The sequence below is a fragment of the Pseudomonas sp. LS2P72 genome (genome assembly GCF_054897865.1).
Genome location: NZ_CM142708.1, coordinates 2,766,163 through 2,783,738 on the forward strand (window position 1 = coordinate 2,766,163; position 17,576 = coordinate 2,783,738).

The 17,576-nt window shown below is 54.0% G+C and carries 20 protein-coding genes and 1 pseudogene; 7 read left to right on the forward strand and 14 right to left on the reverse strand.

The features are described from left to right. Nucleotides 1–11: 11 nt before the first annotated feature. Nucleotides 12–677: a transmembrane anchor protein gene (locus tag ACYZUA_RS12850; RefSeq protein WP_461963374.1), complete on the reverse strand. Its 666-nt coding sequence runs from the start codon at nt 675–677 to the stop codon at nt 12–14. Between the two features lie 12 nt (nt 678–689). Next, complete coding sequence (locus ACYZUA_RS12855) at nt 690–1,427, reverse strand: HupE/UreJ family protein (RefSeq protein WP_461963375.1); 738 nt, start codon at nt 1,425–1,427, stop codon at nt 690–692. A gap of 514 nt (nt 1,428–1,941) precedes the next feature. On the opposite strand from ACYZUA_RS12855, the gene ACYZUA_RS12860 reads away from it, so the two are divergent. Continuing rightward, complete coding sequence (locus tag ACYZUA_RS12860; RefSeq protein ID WP_069557030.1) at nt 1,942–2,241, forward strand: metal-sensing transcriptional repressor; 300 nt, start codon at nt 1,942–1,944, stop codon at nt 2,239–2,241. Between the two features lie 357 nt (nt 2,242–2,598). Here ACYZUA_RS12860 and ACYZUA_RS12865 read toward each other — a convergent pair whose 3' ends face one another. Next, on the reverse strand, nt 2,599–3,906 hold the full coding sequence (locus ACYZUA_RS12865) for an MFS transporter (RefSeq protein ID WP_461963376.1): 1,308 nt from the start codon (nt 3,904–3,906) through the stop codon (nt 2,599–2,601). 359 nt (nt 3,907–4,265) lie between these two features. On the opposite strand from ACYZUA_RS12865, the gene ACYZUA_RS12870 reads away from it, so the two are divergent. From ACYZUA_RS12870 to ACYZUA_RS12885, 4 genes are read left to right on the forward strand one after another with little or no spacing between them, the layout of a single operon-like run. After that, the gene (locus tag ACYZUA_RS12870) at nt 4,266–4,541 is read left to right on the forward strand and encodes a metal/formaldehyde-sensitive transcriptional repressor (RefSeq protein WP_028621219.1); all 276 of its coding nucleotides are present in this window, start codon (nt 4,266–4,268) and stop codon (nt 4,539–4,541) included. A gap of 11 nt (nt 4,542–4,552) precedes the next feature. After that, nucleotides 4,553–5,539 carry a CDF family Co(II)/Ni(II) efflux transporter DmeF gene (gene dmeF / locus ACYZUA_RS12875; RefSeq protein ID WP_461963377.1) on the forward strand — a complete coding sequence of 329 codons (987 nt, stop codon included), beginning with the start codon at nt 4,553–4,555 and terminating at the stop codon, nt 5,537–5,539. 21 nt (nt 5,540–5,560) lie between these two features. Then, nucleotides 5,561–5,932: a hypothetical protein gene (locus ACYZUA_RS12880; protein ID WP_461963378.1), complete on the forward strand. Its 372-nt coding sequence runs from the start codon at nt 5,561–5,563 to the stop codon at nt 5,930–5,932. Between the two features lie 3 nt (nt 5,933–5,935). Then, a complete protein-coding gene (locus ACYZUA_RS12885) occupies nt 5,936–6,133 on the forward strand; it encodes a DUF1289 domain-containing protein (RefSeq protein ID WP_461963379.1) in 198 nt (65 codons plus the stop codon). A gap of 147 nt (nt 6,134–6,280) precedes the next feature. On the opposite strand, the gene ACYZUA_RS12890 is transcribed toward ACYZUA_RS12885, so the two are convergent. The 6 genes from ACYZUA_RS12890 to ACYZUA_RS12915 form a co-directional block, all read right to left on the reverse strand. Further along, the gene (locus tag ACYZUA_RS12890; protein ID WP_461963380.1) at nt 6,281–6,748 is read right to left on the reverse strand and encodes a DUF411 domain-containing protein; all 468 of its coding nucleotides are present in this window, start codon (nt 6,746–6,748) and stop codon (nt 6,281–6,283) included. Further along, nucleotides 6,738–7,553: a c-type cytochrome gene (locus ACYZUA_RS12895; RefSeq protein WP_461963381.1), complete on the reverse strand. Its 816-nt coding sequence runs from the start codon at nt 7,551–7,553 to the stop codon at nt 6,738–6,740. The genes ACYZUA_RS12890 and ACYZUA_RS12895 overlap by 11 nt, the downstream gene beginning before the upstream one ends. Before the next feature lie 9 nt (nt 7,554–7,562). Next, complete coding sequence (locus tag ACYZUA_RS12900) at nt 7,563–8,534, reverse strand: copper resistance protein B (RefSeq protein ID WP_048377470.1); 972 nt, start codon at nt 8,532–8,534, stop codon at nt 7,563–7,565. Further along, nucleotides 8,506–8,754 carry a hypothetical protein gene (locus tag ACYZUA_RS12905; protein ID WP_175441898.1) on the reverse strand — a complete coding sequence of 83 codons (249 nt, stop codon included), beginning with the start codon at nt 8,752–8,754 and terminating at the stop codon, nt 8,506–8,508. The genes ACYZUA_RS12900 and ACYZUA_RS12905 overlap by 29 nt, the downstream gene beginning before the upstream one ends. Nucleotides 8,755–8,766: 12 nt before the next feature. Next, on the reverse strand, nt 8,767–10,635 hold the full coding sequence (locus ACYZUA_RS12910; protein ID WP_461963382.1) for a copper resistance system multicopper oxidase: 1,869 nt from the start codon (nt 10,633–10,635) through the stop codon (nt 8,767–8,769). Between the two features lie 220 nt (nt 10,636–10,855). Beyond that, nucleotides 10,856–11,062 (reverse strand): co-regulatory protein PtrA N-terminal domain-containing protein, encoded by a 207-nt coding sequence (locus ACYZUA_RS12915; protein WP_461963383.1) that lies wholly within the window; start codon nt 11,060–11,062, stop codon nt 10,856–10,858. A gap of 382 nt (nt 11,063–11,444) precedes the next feature. On the opposite strand from ACYZUA_RS12915, the pseudogene flgB reads away from it, so the two are divergent. Continuing rightward, a pseudogene (flgB, locus tag ACYZUA_RS12920) lies at nt 11,445–11,907 on the forward strand (flagellar basal body rod protein FlgB). A 118-nt stretch (nt 11,908–12,025) separates the two neighbouring features. On the opposite strand, the gene ACYZUA_RS12925 reads toward flgB, so the two are convergent. Continuing rightward, nucleotides 12,026–12,226: a heavy-metal-associated domain-containing protein gene (locus ACYZUA_RS12925; RefSeq protein ID WP_019821359.1), complete on the reverse strand. Its 201-nt coding sequence runs from the start codon at nt 12,224–12,226 to the stop codon at nt 12,026–12,028. Between the two features lie 452 nt (nt 12,227–12,678). Between ACYZUA_RS12925 and ACYZUA_RS12930 the strand changes: the two genes are divergently transcribed. Then, nucleotides 12,679–13,338, forward strand: a complete 660-nt coding sequence (locus ACYZUA_RS12930; protein ID WP_048377468.1) for a carbonic anhydrase — start codon at nt 12,679–12,681, stop codon at nt 13,336–13,338. A gap of 285 nt (nt 13,339–13,623) precedes the next feature. Here ACYZUA_RS12930 and ACYZUA_RS12935 read toward each other — a convergent pair whose 3' ends face one another. From ACYZUA_RS12935 to ACYZUA_RS12950, 4 genes are all read right to left on the reverse strand, one after another. Beyond that, nucleotides 13,624–15,981 (reverse strand): heavy metal translocating P-type ATPase, encoded by a 2,358-nt coding sequence (locus tag ACYZUA_RS12935; RefSeq protein WP_461963384.1) that lies wholly within the window; start codon nt 15,979–15,981, stop codon nt 13,624–13,626. A 2-nt stretch (nt 15,982–15,983) separates the two neighbouring features. Further along, nucleotides 15,984–16,235, reverse strand: coding sequence for a DUF2933 domain-containing protein (locus ACYZUA_RS12940; protein WP_102595275.1), 252 nt, complete (start codon nt 16,233–16,235; stop codon nt 15,984–15,986). A 93-nt stretch (nt 16,236–16,328) separates the two neighbouring features. Continuing rightward, a complete protein-coding gene (locus ACYZUA_RS12945) occupies nt 16,329–16,865 on the reverse strand; it encodes a cupredoxin domain-containing protein (RefSeq protein ID WP_461963385.1) in 537 nt (178 codons plus the stop codon). Nucleotides 16,866–17,027: 162 nt separating this feature from the next. Next, the gene (locus ACYZUA_RS12950; RefSeq protein WP_048377465.1) at nt 17,028–17,381 is read right to left on the reverse strand and encodes a co-regulatory protein PtrA N-terminal domain-containing protein; all 354 of its coding nucleotides are present in this window, start codon (nt 17,379–17,381) and stop codon (nt 17,028–17,030) included. Nucleotides 17,382–17,576 lie beyond the last annotated feature (195 nt).

A 17,576-nucleotide genomic window follows, 5' to 3' on the forward strand; every position in this document is an offset into this window, starting at 1 on the left:
GCCGTTTCGAATTACTGTTTGACGCTCAAGTAATCGCCGGTCGTTTTCAGTGAGATGGTCACGTCGTTGTTGCTGCGATTGCGCCAAAACCAACCGTGGGTGCCGTCAAAAATGGCGGTGAATTCACCTTTATCACTTTTGACCTGCTTGCCCTTGGTGTAGCTGTGGAAGTACCCCTTTTCACCGTTGTAGGGCTCGCCATGGGTGTCATAGTTCACCGGTCCGCCAGCCGCTGTCCATTCGTAGCTAACAGTTTTGTTCTTCAGCACTTCCAGTTTGATTTCTGTCCCTTCACCTGGTTTGAGCGTGACGGTCATTTGATTCGTCTTCAGAGCAGGGGCAGGTGTCGCAACTGATTGAGCAACAGGTTTCGCAATAGGTTGGACTTGTGCAACCTGCGGAGCCGGAGCCGGAGCCGGAGCCGGAGCCGGAGCCGGAGCTACTGCTTGCGGCGCAGCTGCATCCGCCAACGCCTCTTGCGCAAGGATGATCTTCAATTCGCCCATTTGGGTCAGACCCAGTGCGCGACCCACACCCGTTGGATCAACGGCGTATTCCGAAGGCATGACCACTGTCACCAGCAGGCCGACCGCAGTCAGCAGTGCAATAACAGTCGAACGTACCAGTTGGCGGGTGCTGGGCAAGTCATTAACAGTTGGAAGCGGAGTATTGAACATGGTCAGAATTCCTTACGCGGAGACAAACAGGCCGGTGATCTGGTAACCCATCAGGAGAAAACCGGCACTCATCATGGCGACGTTGGCGGTATAGGCGTGGCGCCAGAAACTGCTGGTGCGCCGCCAGTACCCCATCAGAATGAGAATCGCGCTGAGAGCCAGCAATTGGCCGATCTCGACGCCGACGTTGAAGGCGATCAGGTTCGGAATCAGGCCATCAGAAGAGATCTCGTACTCCTGGATCTTTGTCGCCAGACCGAAACCGTGAAGCAGGCCGAAGATCAACGTGGCCACTTTGGTGTTGGGTTGGAAACCGAACCAGCGCTGGAATGCGCCCAGGTTATCGAGCGCCTTGTACACCACCGAAAAACCGATGATGGCGTCGATGATGTAAGAGCTGATGCTGATCTCAGTCAGCACACCCAGCAGCAGCGTGACCGAGTGGCCTATGGCGAATAGCGTGACGTAGAGCCCAACATCTTTCAGGCGGTAGAGGAAGAAGATCACCCCGAACAGAAACAGCAGGTGGTCGTAGCCCGTCATCATGTGCTTGGCGCCCATGTAGATGAAGGGCAGCAACATGACACCGGAGCTTTCCTGGATGAATCCCTTGTCACCTTCGGCGACGGCATGAGCCATCGCCTCGGGCATTGCGAGGAAAAGTGACGCGACAAATAAAAACAGCAGAAGTAGCAGGCGACGCGAAGGCGCAGTAAATGCGTCAACGCCGCTCATCGAGTGCGAATGCATAAATCAATCCTACGTTGCAGGGATCAAAGGCCGCAGTGCGGCCATGGTCAGGATGCGAACGAAGGACGGGGTGGCCGCTCGATCAAGAAAATCGGCGGACGGGGAACGGAATAGCGTGGTTCATCGACCTGCATAGAGAGCTTCGGCTGCGCGGCCAAACTCAACGCGGAGGTGAGCTGTGGCGTTTCGTGCTGATGGTCAGGGGTCAACGGGGAGTGATAGTGATCCGAGCAGCTCGCACACGACATCTCGGCTTGCTCTTCATGGGAGTGATAGGCGTCTTGCGCGATCTCCCAGGCAGGGGGTTTCGTCGTTACCGACAACGTATAGGTATGCCCAGCCCAGGCCACAAACATGGCGAGAACAAGCGCGAATACCACTGTCGTTGTCAGGGATCTGTTGAGCATAGTGTCCGGGGTTCTAACTCGTTTGTTGTGACCGCAATACGTTTGACCATATCCCCCTAGGGGGGATAGGATGCCAGCGTAATTCATTGAGGCCTGAGGCTCAAGTCATGAGTGAGCACGAACACGAACATAGCCATCCCCACACCCACCAAAGTCACGAGGCGATCATCAAGCGCCTCAAGCGGGCGGATGGTCATTTACGCGGCATCATCACCATGATTGAAGAAGGTCGTCAGTGCGTGGACATCGCCCAGCAGCTGCATGCGGTCGAAAAAGCGGTGTGCCAAGCCAAGCGCACGCTCATTCAGGATCACATTGATCACTGCCTGGAAGACACCGTCTCGGCCTTGAACAATGGCGAGCGCGCACCACTAGAAGCCTTCAAACAAATCACCAAGTACCTCTAGGTCTGAAATGCCCAACTTCGCTGAACTGCTGCAACAGGGCAGGGCACATGCCTGTTTTGTTAGCGATCAAGCGGTCCGGTGTTCTTTGGTTGTTACCAGCGGTTTTATGTCTGCTGGGCAACACTCGTAGCGGCATCGTAACCAGGGCATTGGATTTGGAAGTCTATTCCTCTCTGGTCCTAAGCGCTGCGTGCGTTGCGCCGCTGATCAGACTCTGGCTTCTGTGTCAGACGTTCACCTACACGGTTTGGCCTGTGCGGCAGTGGGGCTAAAGCTTCTATTTGGGCCATCTTGTCGCTCTGCAAGCTCGACGGTTTCTGGTCTGAGGTTTGGCAAATCATTGAAACTATAGCCCCCTCAACTTGGCCAGCGGCGATGCTGATCGTCGATCACATACGGGTGTTCGTGATCTGCACCATCTTGGCCGTCGAGGTGAGTATGATCATCCGGCAGGTTCTCATGGGTGTGTTTGATCGACTCTTGGTCATGAGCAGGACGCCAGATCACAATACTGACCGCCAGTGCGCTACCTGCCACGACAGCGAGCCCAACAAATGACGCCGTGAGGCTGATGTTGGCACCCAGCCATCCCGCCAATGGGTAGGTAATCAACCAGCAGGCGTGGGATAGAGCAAATTGGGCGGCAAACAGCGCCGGGCGGTCTTCGGCATGTGCTGAGCGACGCAACAGCCGACCGCTTGGGGTCTGAGCCAAGGAATAGCCCACGCCCAGTAACATCCACAGCGGCAGCAGGAAGTTGTAGGTGCTCAGGTTGATGCCAACGGCCAAGCCTGCAACCAGTATTCCTCCACCAAACAGCATGGCCGTTCGGTCTTTGATGTTTTTCAACAGGCGTGGCAAGACCAGGGCCGCGACCATGGAGCCACCACCAAACGCGGCCAGCGCCAATGCCGTAGAACTCTGAGGCAGAGCGAAGCGCGACTGCACCAGCACCACCGTATTGACGATGACCATGGCACTGGCAGCAGCTACTGTCAGATTAAGAGCCAGCAGCCCCCGTAGGCGAGGGGTGGCCAGGAATATGCGCATACCACGGGTAGTTCGTTCGTAGATGCTGCGTTGTGGCGTCGGCTTCGCCTTTGGCAGCACAACTGTGGCGACCAGGGCCGCTGAAGCGAGGAAACCGATGACAGTGCCGGCGAACAGGTTATGGAAGCTGATAACGGTCAGCAACGCGGCGGCGAGCATAGGGCTGGCGACACTTTCAAGATCATAGGCGAGACGTGATAGCGACAAGGCGCGGGTGTAGTCGTCTTCATCCGGCAGGATGTCTGGAATGGTTGCCTGAAATGTCGGGGTGAACGCCGCCGAGGCTGACTGGAGAACAAAAATCAGCACGTAGATCTGCCAGACTTCCGTCACAAACGGCAGAGCGAGCGCGACCAGTGCTCGCACCAGATCCAGCGAGACCAGCATCGCTCGACGGGGTAGACGTTCAGCAAAAGCCGCCGCGATTGGTGCAACGCCAATGTAGGCCGTCATTTTGATCGCCAGCGCTGTACCGAGGACAGCACCTGCTTGGGCGCCCGCAAGGTCGAACGCCAGCAGGCCCAGCGCGACAGTGGCGAGTCCAGTCCCTACGAGTGCGATTACTTGGGCGAGAAAGAGATGACGGTAGGTTCGGTTGGCTAGGATTTTCAGCATGGAAGATCTCAGGTGGCGAAGTGCGTGACCAGGCGGTTACCTAACTTTTCACGAAGAGACGCAATCAGCTGGTTTCGTCTCTGTCCAGTGCGAATATCCCCCCTGGGGGGATATGGTTCGATCCTAAATCATAGTCCATGGCAGCTCAAGAAATAGGCGCTACGCCATCTATCGAATTACTGAAGTGCGGGCCCGCCCGCCGGCTTGTATTGGTTCTGCACGGCGAGGCGACGTGCTAAATGTTTCGATTGCAGCATTCAAATGCTGCGACGCTGCCGGTCGGATGTATTCCCTCCCTGGCTTGTATGGCTAGTTGGAGCGTGTGATCATACTTTCATTATAGGTAGGGGGGGTATGGTATGGGTCATGTGAGATCGAGCAAAGACAATCTTCTCAAGCGCGTAAAGCGAATCGCGGGGCAAATCCAGGCGATTGAGCGAGCACTCGACTCTGATGATGATTGCTCAAAAACCTTGCTTTTGGTCGCTTCGACCCGTGGCGCTATCAATGGGCTGATGGATGAAATCATCGAAGACCACGCTCGTGAACATGTCGCGAATCCGACACTCAGCAACGAAGAAAGAGCGAAAGGCGTCGATGAGCTTCTCGAAGCCATTCGCCGCTATTCCAAATAGGATTTGCCCAGATGAGTAATTCGTTCACCGACTATTCCCACGACCATATGTTCCTGGGGGCATCACATGAAGAAAACGCCAAGCGAACCTTGTGGGTGGTGGCTCTGACCGTCGTTATGATGGTTGCTGAAATCACCGCAGGTTATCTCACAGGCTCAATGGCGTTGCTTGCCGATGGTTTTCACATGGCAACGCACGCGGGAGCACTTGGCATAGCCGCAGCTGCTTACGGATATGCAAAAAGACATGCCTCAAGTGCTCGCTACAGTTTTGGAACTGGCAAGGTGGGAGACTTGGGTGGCTTCGCCTCTGCTCTGATTTTGGGACTGGTCGCCTTGGGAATTGGCGGAGAATCGCTATTCCGTCTCTTTCAACCGACTCAAGTGCAATTCGGGACAGCGACTCTTATCGCAGTTGTCGGATTAGCAGTGAATGTCGTGAGCGCGCTTTTGCTTTCTGGTGGACATGATCATCACCATGGACATGACCACGGCCACGATCAATCTCACCATGCGCATGGTCACGACAATAATTTGCGCTCTGCTTACGTTCACGTCATTGCAGATGCCCTGACCTCGGTTCTGGCCATCGCTGCGTTGCTTGCTGGCCGATACCTTGGTTGGGTATGGCTCGACCCTGTAATGGGGATTGTGGGTGCAGTTGTTATTGCACGCTGGGCTTGGTCGTTGATGCGGGTGACTGCGGGTGTATTGCTCGACCAGACAGATGAACATGTAGCCCAAGAAATTCGTGAACTGGTTGAAACGCCTGGAGATGCTTCGATCATTGATCTTCATGTCTGGCAGGTGGGGCCGCAAGCCCGGGCCGCGATTGTGAGTGTTCTGGGCAGCCCAGCAGTGAACGCCGAAGACATACGAGAACGGCTTGCTACGGTTCATGAAGTCACGCATCTGACTGTTGAATACCGCACGAAGCTGGGAACTGGTTCACCGGCTCAAGCCCCGTTCCGGCTTAGAAATGAACGCATAGTCGACTGAAATGAAAATAAGGATCGAGATATGCTTTTGAGCAAACGGGATCAGGCGCAAATCGAGCGTCGTCTGATTGCTGCCCTGACCAAGGCCTGCGAGACGGCCAAGGAAGAGATAGTGGGCTTCTCTTGGTTGACTCACGATGTGGATTACGCGCGATTTCCCTCCAGTCTGATGGTTGTTTGGGTCTTCGACACCGATGCCAACAGGGATGATGTGCTTGCCATTGGGCAAGACAAGCGGATGCTCGAACTGACGACCCTGGCGTTAAGTGAAGCGAATGTTCACATCAGTCAGGTGTCGGCCAACGTGCATTTCGATACTGAAGAGCAATGTCAGCGGTCGAATGCCGGTGACTGGCGGCAGCGTTTAACACGTACACGATCCACGCGAAGTTAAACCATGGCCAAGGACATCGAAAACCCATGTATTTCCGTTTGCCAGCTGAACAGCGAACTATGTTTGAGCTGCGGTCGCACCAAGGAAGACATCAGAAAATGGAAGCGGATGAAGCGTCCAGAAAAGATGGCCGCTGTGCAACGCGCGACCCTGCGCCTGAAAAGCCTGCAAAAAAAAACACAATTGAACGCCGCAGTTTAGGCCACAGTTGTACTGCGTCCTCCCTTGTTGCTGTCCTCGGCCCCCTTACGACTTCTTCTACTGCTTGAACACGTAATGGAAAAAGCATTTCTCGCTGCATGGCCATGGTGGACGGTAGCCATGCAGTGTTAGATGGACAGGGCCAGATTAATTGCCGGGGTATTCAGCAAGGACCTGATCCGCGCCGGCTTTGGTCAGGCCGATTATCTGATAAGCATCACGTTTTCCGTTGACTTCCATGCCTGGAGATCCAACCGGCATGCCAGGAACAGCGATTCCGAGAAGGTCGTCACGTTTGCTCATCGCAATGATTTGCTCGGCGGGCACGTGACCTTCAACAAACTTTCCATTGATCATTGCTGTGTGGCAGGACGAGAGTCGTGGAGCAACACCGAGATTCTGCTTGACCGCGCTCATGTTGGTTTCTACATGATCAACGACGGTGAAGCCGTTAGCTTCAAGGTGTTGGATCCACTTCTTGCAGCACCCACAGTTAGCGTCACGATGGACGTCGATCGTCAGCGACTCTGCTGCATGACCAGATGAACTGATAAACAGAGCCGCGAATGCAGCGAGGCGAAGTGCCCGACCGGGACGACGAAAGTTATTTCGCATGGGTATGCTCCTTCCCATCAGCATGGGTATGAGTTTTTGGCTGAACGACCGGAGTTGCTGGAGCGTCATGTGAAGCCCCTACACCCTGAGGATGGGCGTTTCCGGTACTTTCATCCTGAGTAGGTGCTGCGACCGCCTCATGAGCATGGGCGCTGTTTCTCTCGCCATGATGGTCGCCTGCTTCGGCTACCTCTTCGGCTGCTCCCGCATCATGATGTCCAGTGGCGGCCTGTTTTTGAGCATCATGCTGACCTTCATGGTTATGCATTTGGCTCTCGCCGCCATCGTGTTGATGGCCACCGCTGCTGGTTGCTAGAGCGTTGTATTGCTCTGCATTCAATGAAGGCAGCTGCTGGAGAAAAGCGACCATTCCCCAGATGTAGGGATCGGCCATGCTTTTACCCCAAGCGGGCATGCCTGTGGATTTGATTCCATGCTTGATGATCCAGAAAGCTGCGGCAGGGTTTCCATCAACGCCCAGTTTTGAAAGATTCGGAGGTGCAGGGTAAAGGCTATTACTTAACTCGGTTCCTGCAATACCCGGAGCCAGATGGCAACCGATGCACATAGCGTTGTAGTTGCCAGCACCTGCGCGGATGAGAGCTTCTTCGCTCAGGTCGGGGACTTTAATATCGCGTGAGCGCACAGCAATCGAGCGATCCCGAGCAGTGGAAAGAAGTGAGTGAACGGGGCCGAAATGCGGATCATCCGCCCCAACATTGATCACACCAAAATACACCACGCCGGCACCTACTATTGCGGCGACCACCCCGGCAGCAGTCAATGTTTTCAATGTTCTTTTCATGTCAGGCCCTCAAAACCACATCCGAATACCGGCGACAAATCGCGCCTCGTTCGCATCCTCTCCTTCATCGCTGGCCAGGTCTGCCGTATTGCCGTATGAGCGGCTCCAGCTAACCCCAATGTAAGGGGCAAATTGGCGAACAATCTCATAGCGCAATCGGAGCCCTACTTCGGTGTTTGCCAATCCAGACCCAATGCCGCGCTGAGGATCATTTTTTCCGTAAAAATTGGCTTCGGCCGTCGGCTGCAAGATCAGGCGATTGGTCAGCAGAATGTCGTAGTCGCCTTCCAATCGAGCAGCGGTTTGACCGTTCTCACCGATGTAGGCAGTCGCTTCGGCTTCAAAGTTATAGAGGGCCATGCCCTGAATACCGAGCGCTCCCCAAGTCTGTGGTGACCCGGGCTTGAAGTCTTGTCGTACGCCGGTGACGACATCCCACCATGGACCGATGGAGTGCCCCCAAAGTGCTGAGAGTTCAGCGTTTTCCGTTACGCCATTGGTACGTTCGCCTTCCGAGCGCAACCACAGTCGGTCAACGTCACCGCCGATCCATCCTTTTGCATCCCAGGCCAATGCACTACCGTTGTCAGCATCCTGGTACTCAAACTTATCCAGCAGCATGAAGGAGTTGACCTTCTTGTCGTGAACCCCATGACCAGCCACATCTGGAAAGGCGGCAGCACGGTCAGTGTCGGTCAGTACAGGGATTGGAGTTCGGCTGGTGGTAGCCCCTCCATCCATACTTTCCATTCCGTCCATTTGCCCGTCACCCATACTCATCTTGCTGTGATCCATAGCCCCCATCTTGCTATGGTCCATAGCTCCCATTGAGCCGTGGTCCATCTTGGAGTGATCCATCTCTTCAGCGGCGTGAGCCACGACAAAGAAAGCAGGACTGGTAGAGACTGCCAGTGCCATCAACGTTGGGCGTAGAAATTTACTGGTCATGATCTCAATCTGCCTTTTTGGTTTTTTGGTCATGATCCATCGACTCATGGCTCATCTTGCTGTGGTCCATTGACCCGTGATCGGGCTTTGACTCGTTTGTCGTAGTTGCAGGCTTGTTCGTTGTTTTTGCAGGAGTAGCAGGTGAATGATCACTACTATCTTCGACTGCCAGCGCCACGGACGAGAGTTCACCCATCAAGCCGACGGCAAAGAGGCAACCGACCAGCGATTTACGATTTAGGTATGTGCTCACAGATCGTCTCCTTTACTCATCAACCCGTACTTCTCGGAACATGCCCATTTCCATATGGAAAAGCAGGTGGCAGTGATAAGCCCAGCGACCTAAGGCATCAGCGGTAACTCGATAGCTGCGCTTGGTACCTGGTGGCATGTCGATTGTGTGCTTGCGCACCATGAACTTGCCGTTCTCATCTTCAAGGTCGCTCCACATGCCGTGAAGGTGAATGGGATGGGTCATCATGGTGTCGTTCACCAGGGTGATGCGAAGACGCTCCCCATACTTCAGACGAAGCGGCTCGGCGTCAGAAAATTTGATTCCGTTGAAGGACCACGAAAATTTCTCCATGTGACCGGTCAGATGAAGCTCAATGGTGCGATTGGGTTCGCGACCGTCAGGGTCTTGGAAAGTGCTTTTCAGATCTGAGTAGGTGAGCACTCGACGACCATTGTTCCGCAAACCGATGCCTGGATCGTTTAGCTTTGGCGTTGGGTTCATGGCTTGCATGTCAACCAAGGGGTTGTTGGTTTCGGACGCTGGGTGAGTCTGCATTTCGCCCCCCATACCGCCCATCCCTGCCATTTTGCTGTGGTCCATGCCGGCCATGTTGGACATGTCACCTTTGTCCATTCCCGCCATCTTGCTGTGGTCCATGCCGGCCATGTTGGACATGTCGCCTTTGTCCATTTCCGCCATCTTGCTGTGGTCCATACCGGCCATGTCGCCCGGTTTCATGGTGCTGTGATCCATGCCTTCCATGTTGCCGTGATCCATTCCTCCCATCCCCATATCATCCATGGTTAAAAGAGGACGTGGATCGATCGCTGGAACGGTAGCCTTGAGCCCTTCGCGTACCGCCAGGGTTCCGCGGGCATATCCGGTTCGATCCATGGACTGGGCGAAAATGGTGTAAGCCTCCTGGCTGACAGGCTCCACAATCACGTCATAGGTTTCTGCCACGGCAATGCGGAACTCATCGACGCTGACCGGGTTGACGTGCTGGCCGTCGGCGGCCACCACGGTCATTTTCAAGCCTGGGATACGGACATCAAAATAGCTCATGGCCGAGCCGTTGATAAAGCGAAGGCGCAGCTTCTCGCCCGGTTTGAAAATACCGGTCCAGTTACCGTCAGGAGCTTGGCCATTCATGAGGTAGGTGTAAGTATCCCCACTGACGTCTGCAAGATCGGTGGGGTTCATTTTCATTTCGGCCCACATCTTGCGATCCGCCACTGTCGCGGACCAGCCTTTCTCGCTGACATCGTTGATGAAGTCGCTGACGGTAGGTTTGTGGTGGTTGTAGTAGTCCGACTGTTTCTTGAGTTTGGCCATGACGCGACCAGGATCTTCATCGGTCCAGTCGGTCAGCATCACCACATAATCGCGGTTGTATTGAAAAGGCTCTGGCTCCTTCGAATCGATCACGATTGGACCGTAGACACCTGCCTGTTCCTGCAAACCCGAGTGGCTGTGGTACCAATACGTACCGTTCTGATGGACTTTGAATTTGTACTCGTACATGCCATCGGGCGCGATGCCGTGGAAACTCAAGCCCGGTACACCGTCCATGTTTGCCGGCAGGAGGATCCCGTGCCAATGGATAGAGGTGTCCTGGCCCAGGCGGTTTTTCACACGCAGTGTGACCGTCTCGCCTTCGCGCCAGCGCAGCAGCGGTCCCGGCAAAGAGCCGTTGATGGTCATCGCCGTGCGCGCCGAGCCGGTGAAGTTCACTGGAGATTCGCCAATGAACAAATCAAATTCATTGCCGGTCAGTACATTCGGGAAACCGGGACTGGTTACTGCCCATACGGGCGTGCGCCACAGACCAAGGCCGCCGAGAATGCCACCAGCGGCCAGGCCTTTAACGAATGTCCGCCTAGAGGTTTTGGAATGCATGCCGTTTATGTCCGATCAGTCGAAAGGGAAGCCGTGCGAAGCAACCAATGAGTTGCTCAAACAGGTTGAAGGCACTCTCTCGGGGTTTTGTGATGAGCCCGAATGAGCTTCGCTCGCCGTCACTAAAAACGAGTACTTACGGCAAGCGAGCTCAGAAATTGCCACATTTGAACCACCACAGTGATTACATTTCTGTCAGCTTGGGAGCGCAGCAAGCTATTCAGCAATTCTTGTGGTCCATCGCTTTGGCTTGGCTTTCTGCGATGGGAGGTTGGGTGCTTTGCTTTTGGGCTACTTGATACGATTCCATTGAATTACTCCTAGCCGCTTCCATACGTGCGAACGCCCGGTCACCACCGCCTTCAGCCATTGCCAAAGAAGAGACGGTCAGGGCTGCGATGACGAACAAAGTTTTGATGGGGGTCATTTGAATTTCCTCGGATGATTATTGGTAACCCCGAATCCACATCAAGTGATGATTCTTAGGGTAGAGCTTAAGGCTCAATAGGACTATAAGACTCATCCCCTGTCAGGAACCTTAGGTGAATATTACAGTTGTGTCAGGTTGCGATACTTCTCTTTAGGAACACGCTATTTAATCCGTAAGGTCTCGATCTTCCAGCGTCGCACCGCTATTTACTGAGTCTTAGTTTGATGTGCATAACTTTGTAAGTTTCCGTTAACTCTCAAGGTGAAGACTTTTTTTAGGCTTTGCACTGGTACTGCGTATGTGTACCTGGACGCACCGATTCAACAATTAAGTGTTCTGTGTTCATGGAAAATAGTAGCGTTACTGAGGGGGATTGAGTGTGAGTATTAATTTTGAGAAAGCGCTTGGCTCCGCAGAAAGAGCGTTAATTTATCGTAGTCCAAGAGCTGAGATTCTGAGTAACAATATCGCAAACGCTGATGCAATGAACTTCAAGACTCAAGACTCAAGACTCAAGACTCAAGACTCAAGACTCAAGACTCAAGACTCAAGATTTAGATTTTTCTACTGTGCTTGCAAGCCAGACAAAAGAAACTCCTGCTACTCCGTTTTCTTTGAAAACAACAAATGTAAAACACATTACCGAAAAAGAATCAGTAGGTGATATTTACGGAGGTGCTTTGCTTTACAGCACTCCGGCTCAACCTGCCATTGATCAAAATACTGTCGATCAGCAGGTCGAGGTCGCAAAGTACACAGAAAATGGAATACGTTTCGACGCCGCTTTTACTCGGTTGAATGGAGCATTCAAAGGAATGCTCAAAGCTCTGCGAGGTGATTAGTAGGGCAAGGGCTTGCGAGCGGTAATTGTGGCCGACGCGGCTGCTTCGGTACTCCCTGAGGGTTCACCAAGGGAAGTCATCTGCATACGGGGCTCTGACCAGGGGCAGGTGTCAGCATTCAAGCGCTGATCTGGGAAGGAAAACCTAACGCCTCGACAGCTTTACGAATCTGCTCTGGGCTTTCGCTGCTTTCAACACTCACCTTACCGGCTGACCGGTCCACGGAAACCGTAGCTTCGTTGTCCAGTGACTGAATCGCTTTGGTGATTTTGCTGACGCAACTGCCGCATCCAATGCCTGATACATCTAAGACGAACATGGTTATTCCTCTCGTGCTGAGCGGTCTCTTTTCACCGCACCGACAGCATCAACGTTCACACGATAGTAAGGTCAACAGTTATCTGTTTCGAGTTGCAAGCGTCATTGATGGATAATTGCACAGACGTGACCACCCGTTTGCATTTGACCTGACCAACCATTTGCATCGTATTCGACCAGTACGCTTCTTGGCCATGTCCGGCAGAGAACGGCCAGAAGCAATGGGATGTCTATAAAAAACGGGGCAATTCACTCGCCTTGCAGGCCAGCGATAGATAAATGGTGGCTGCCGGGGTGCATCGGACATCCGCCGCGCTGGTCGCGGCTCGAAGTCCATCGTTGATCGAGTGCAGCCAAGGCGCGGGAGGTCTGCGATAATGACGACCACAGCGGCGCGATGGCATATCGAGGGCTCGTGCCAGCATCCGGCATCCGGCAGGTTTGGAGGACTCCATGCGTGACATTATTGACGGCTTTCTGCGCTTTCAGCGCGAGGTTTATCCGCAACGCGTCGAGCTTTTTAGGCAGCTCGCGACGACACAAAATCCGAAGGTGTTGTTCGTCACCTGCTCGGACAGTCGTGTTGTACCTGAACTCCTTACACAGCGCGAACCGGGCGAGCTGTTCGTAATTCGCAACGCCGGTAACATTGTGCCGTCGTATGGTCCCGAACCGGGCGGCGTCTCGGCTACCGTCGAATATGCGGTCGCAGTGCTGGGCGTACAGGACATCGTGATCTGCGGCCACTCGGACTGCGGAGCGATGGGCGCGATTTCACGCTGCACGTGTCTGGACCATCTTCCGGCGGTCGCTAACTGGCTACGTCACTCGGACGCCGCGAAAGCGATTAACGGGGCGCATGAGTTCGACACGCCTCGCGCGAAGCTCGACGGCCTCGTGCGCGAAAACGTGATCGCGCAACTGGCGAATCTGCGTACGCACCCATCGGTGGCACTCGCGCTCGAGCAGGGGCGTATGAATCTGCACGGCTGGGTCTACGACATCGAGGCGGGTTGCATCGATGCGCTTGATGGGGCGACACGACAATTCGTTTCACTTGCTGATTCGCCGACCACCGTTGCGATCGCTGCCCGCAATGGCAGACAGATGTAATGGCGACAGACAAGTGAGGTTGGTCGCATTACTTCCGGAATGTTTTCGCCCCAGTTAAGGTCAGCGAAACGGCATTGTCTCTACCGGGCAAGTTTCGGAGCGGATCAGCCGTTGGAATGACTGCTCGACGGGACTGGCGAACGACCGGAACTGGCCGTTATGAGCCCCTCAGCTTTGATGTCTGGTTGGTCAAATCCTCTGCAATCGGTGGTCAGTCAAATGCAAATGACTGGTCAGGTCGTATGCAAACGCATGGCAAGTGCGCTGCAATTTCGCAATTGAAGCTCAGTCAATTCGGGTATTCCTCAGTCTCAATGCATTGAAAACTACAGATGCAGAACTGACGCTCATGGCTATGGCAGCGATCATCGGCGACAGGAGATGCCCAGTCAGTGGATAGAGCAGGCCTGCGGCTAGAGGGATACCCATCGAGTTGTAAAGAAAGGCGAAACCTAAGTTTTGCCGCATGTTTTTTACTGTTGCGACCGAAAGAGCCCTTGCTCGTAAAATCCCCATCAGGTCGCCTTTTACCAGCGTGAGTTGCGCGCTATTCATCGCAACGTCAGTCCCTGTCCCCATGGCAATGCCCACATCTGCTCGCGCCAGGGCCGGAGCATCGTTGATACCGTCACCAGCCATAGCGACCTTCCGGCCGTATTGCTGGAGGTCTGCGACCAGACGCTCCTTATCCTGAGGTTTCACTTCACCGTGGACTTCTTCAATCCCCATCTCCCTGGCGACAGCCCGAGCGGTGGTGAGCCCGTCGCCAGTAGCCATGATGATTTTGATGTCGTCAGCCTTGAGCTTGGTGACTGCTTCTTTGGAGGTCGGCTTAATTGGATCTGATACTGCCAACAACCCTGCCAATACCCCGTCGACTGCGAGGTAGATGATGCTGATGCCATCAAGACGCAAAAGCTCTGCACGCTCTTGTAAGGGCTTGGTCCTCACGCCTGCGGCTTCCATTAACGCGGTGTTCCCCAGCTGGATCTTCTTGCCATCAACAATGCCACTGACCCCGATACCTGAACCAGACTCAAAGGATTCTGGTTTGATGAGCTTAATGTTCTCGGTTCGGGCGTGATCGACGATTGCATGAGCCAAGGGATGTTCGCTGCCCTGATCAAGGCTGGCAGCCAGCTGAAGAACATCGTGGGGATTGAAACTGGGTGTGGCCTCCACACTGTGAAACACTGGCCGTCCCTCTGTCAGGGTGCCTGTCTTATCGACAATCAGCGTGTCGATCTTGCAAAGGTTTTCGATGGCACTGGCATCCCTGAACAGCACGCCCATGCTGGCTGCTTTACCTGTCGAAACCATGATCGACATGGGCGTAGCAAGACCCAACGCACAGGGACAAGCGATGATCAGCACGGCGACAGCGTTGATCAGACCAAACACCCAACTGGGCTCAGGGCCAAAAAGCCCCCAACCGACAAATGTCAGTATCGCAATCGCGATAACACCCATCACAAAGTAGCCGGCAATCGAGTCGGCCATTCGTTGCATTGGTGCTTTGGAGCGCTGAGCCCGAGCGACCATCTGTACGATCTGTGACAGCATAGTCTCGGCGCCGACCTTCTGCGCCTCCATTACCAAGCTCCCATGTGTATTCAGCGTGGCGCCGATCAGGCTATCTCCAGCTCTCTTCATTAGCGGAACTGGCTCGCCAGTGAGCATGGACTCATCCACCGCACTTTCACCCTCTATTACTGAACCATCAACGGGTACCTTTTCACCCGGTCTGACCCGCAAGTGGTCTCCTAGGTGAACATGGGTGAGAGGAATGTCTTCCTCCTGGCCATCGGCATTGATCCGGCGTGCGGTTTTGGGCGACAGGCCGAGTAGGGACTTAATGGCGGCGGAAGTTTGCGATCGGGCTTTGAGCTCAAGAATCTGCCCAAGCAAGGTGAGCGAGATGATGACCGCGGCGGCTTCGAAGTAGACGCCGATACGTCCATCTTGCATGAAGGTGGCGGGAAAGCTTTGGGGTAAGAGCGTTGCCATGACGCTGTAAAGGTAGGCTGCGGCGGTACCCAAACCAATCAAAGTCCACATGTTTGGACTGCGATTTCTAATAGAGGCTATGCCCCTTACAAAAAAGGGCCAACCTGCCCATAAAGTCACCGGTGTCGCCAGAGCGAACTCGATCCAGTTTTGGATCGAGCCATGGAGGAGTTGTAACGAGTGTCCCGCCATGGCGAGCACGGTCACTATCACGGTTAATGGCAGCGACCACCAAAAGCGGCGGGCGAAATCCCGGAGTTCAGAATTTTCTTCTTCATCGAGCGCGGGCATGACCGGCTCTAATGTCATGCCACATTTAGGGCAGTTGCCGGGTCCGGGCTGGCGTATTTCCGGGTGCATCGGACAGGTAAACTCAGTGCCTGTTTGTACCGCAGACTCTGGAGTGGTGACGCGGGATTCGGCGCTCGAAACATTACCGCTGAAGCGTTCAGGATCAGCTCGAAACTTCTCCTGGCATTTCAGGCTACAAAATTGATATGTCTGTCCCTGATAAGACTCACCAAATTTACTTGATGAAGTGACTGCCATTCCGCACACCGGGTCACGTAGATCATCGTCATTGAGCGGAGCAGCATGGGCGTGACTGTGGTCGTGGTGGCTCGATATGGTAGGCATGGCTATTTCCCTTTTTCGTCCTTGTGGGTTGCTGCCTGATCGCCATGGCTATGTCCGCCATGTCCATGTCCAAAAAAATGCATCAATGGACAGATCAACAGAATCAGATAAGGCCAAAATGGATAAACGTGGCTGAAATGCTCCCGCAACACGTAGAAGGCACCAATCGCAATGAGCATGATTAGTACAACGCCTGTTTTGCGCCTCCAAAATGGTGCGGTGGTGTTTCCATCCGGATGCTGATGGTTATTCATGATCTAAACCCCACTGTGCGAGCGTTGCTGTGATCTCTGCGACAGAGCGTAGCCAACTCGTGCGTCGAAGCGGTGTTAGCAGCCAGCTCCGGCTTACTTCAGGTCAAACGGACCAACCATCCCTGACTGATAATGCCCCGGCACGTTGCAGGCAAACTGAAGGCCTGTGCTGTTGTTGAAGGTCCAGATCAGCTCTTGGGTTGCGCCAGGCTCAATCAGGACGCTGTTCGGGTCGTTGTGCTCCATTCCGACCATCTTCATTCCACCCATGCTGTGGCTCATACCGCTCATCGTTTTCCCGGTACCGGTGGGGTTAAGCGTCCCGTTCTGGAACATGCTTGCCATTTCTTTTTGGTGTGCTGCATGAGCAGCGGCTTTGCCGATGTTGAACTCGTGCAGCAGCGAACCCTCATTGCGAAGGACAAATCGAATAGTTTCACCAGGCTTTACGTCGATGCTTTCAGGTTTGAAGAAAACATCGCCCATCTCGACGTCCACCGTACGGGTAACCTCAGAGGCGACTCCGGGCTGACCGATGTCCTCTTTTCCATGCCCTGCGCTGGCCATAGCCGTAGCACCGAAGAGTAGAGTGAATACTGCGATGACAGGGGAAACGAGCTTAGCTTTCATAGTGACCTCGAGAGTAAGAGTGGGAGCACTGGCTATGCTAAAGACACGGAGCTGCCAGTTAACTGACCTGAACACTACATTTCTGTCAGTTTTCAAAAAAAACACGGCGTTCAGGTGACGCCGTGTTAATCAGCTCTAACCAAGAAATGCGTCGAGCACTTATTACTGATGGCACTCTGAAAGCATCAATTTGTGCTCGCGCTGCATTTGGCTCAAAACGTCATCGACGATTTTGTCGTGCTTTTCCATCCAGGCGAGGTGCTGCTGAGGTGGCATTGATGCGTCTGGATGATCTTTATGGAGTTGGCTCATGATGTCGCCGAGCATCTTCATATGCTCGGCCATGTGGACATGACGCTGTCCTTCAGGGGCTTTTTCAGCTTGAATCAGTACGGCTTCAGCCCTGTCGCGCAGGCCTTCCATACGCTCTATCACCCGGTCTCCGCCACTTTCAGCCCATACAGAAGCTGAGACGAGTATCGAGCTCACAAAAAACAGCATTTTCAGGCGATTCATGGGGCAACTCCTTATGGAATTGTTTTCCGGCTCCCAAACGTTTCATGCTGAAGAGTCGGTCGAGCACCAGGAAGTACTCATGCTTGAACCCTAGACAGCGCTCGCTGACATCTACCTGAAGCCAATATTACTTTTCTGTCAGTTGCTGGTTGGCTGGCGTGTTTCGTTGCAGACTGCGCTTCATCATTATCCGAG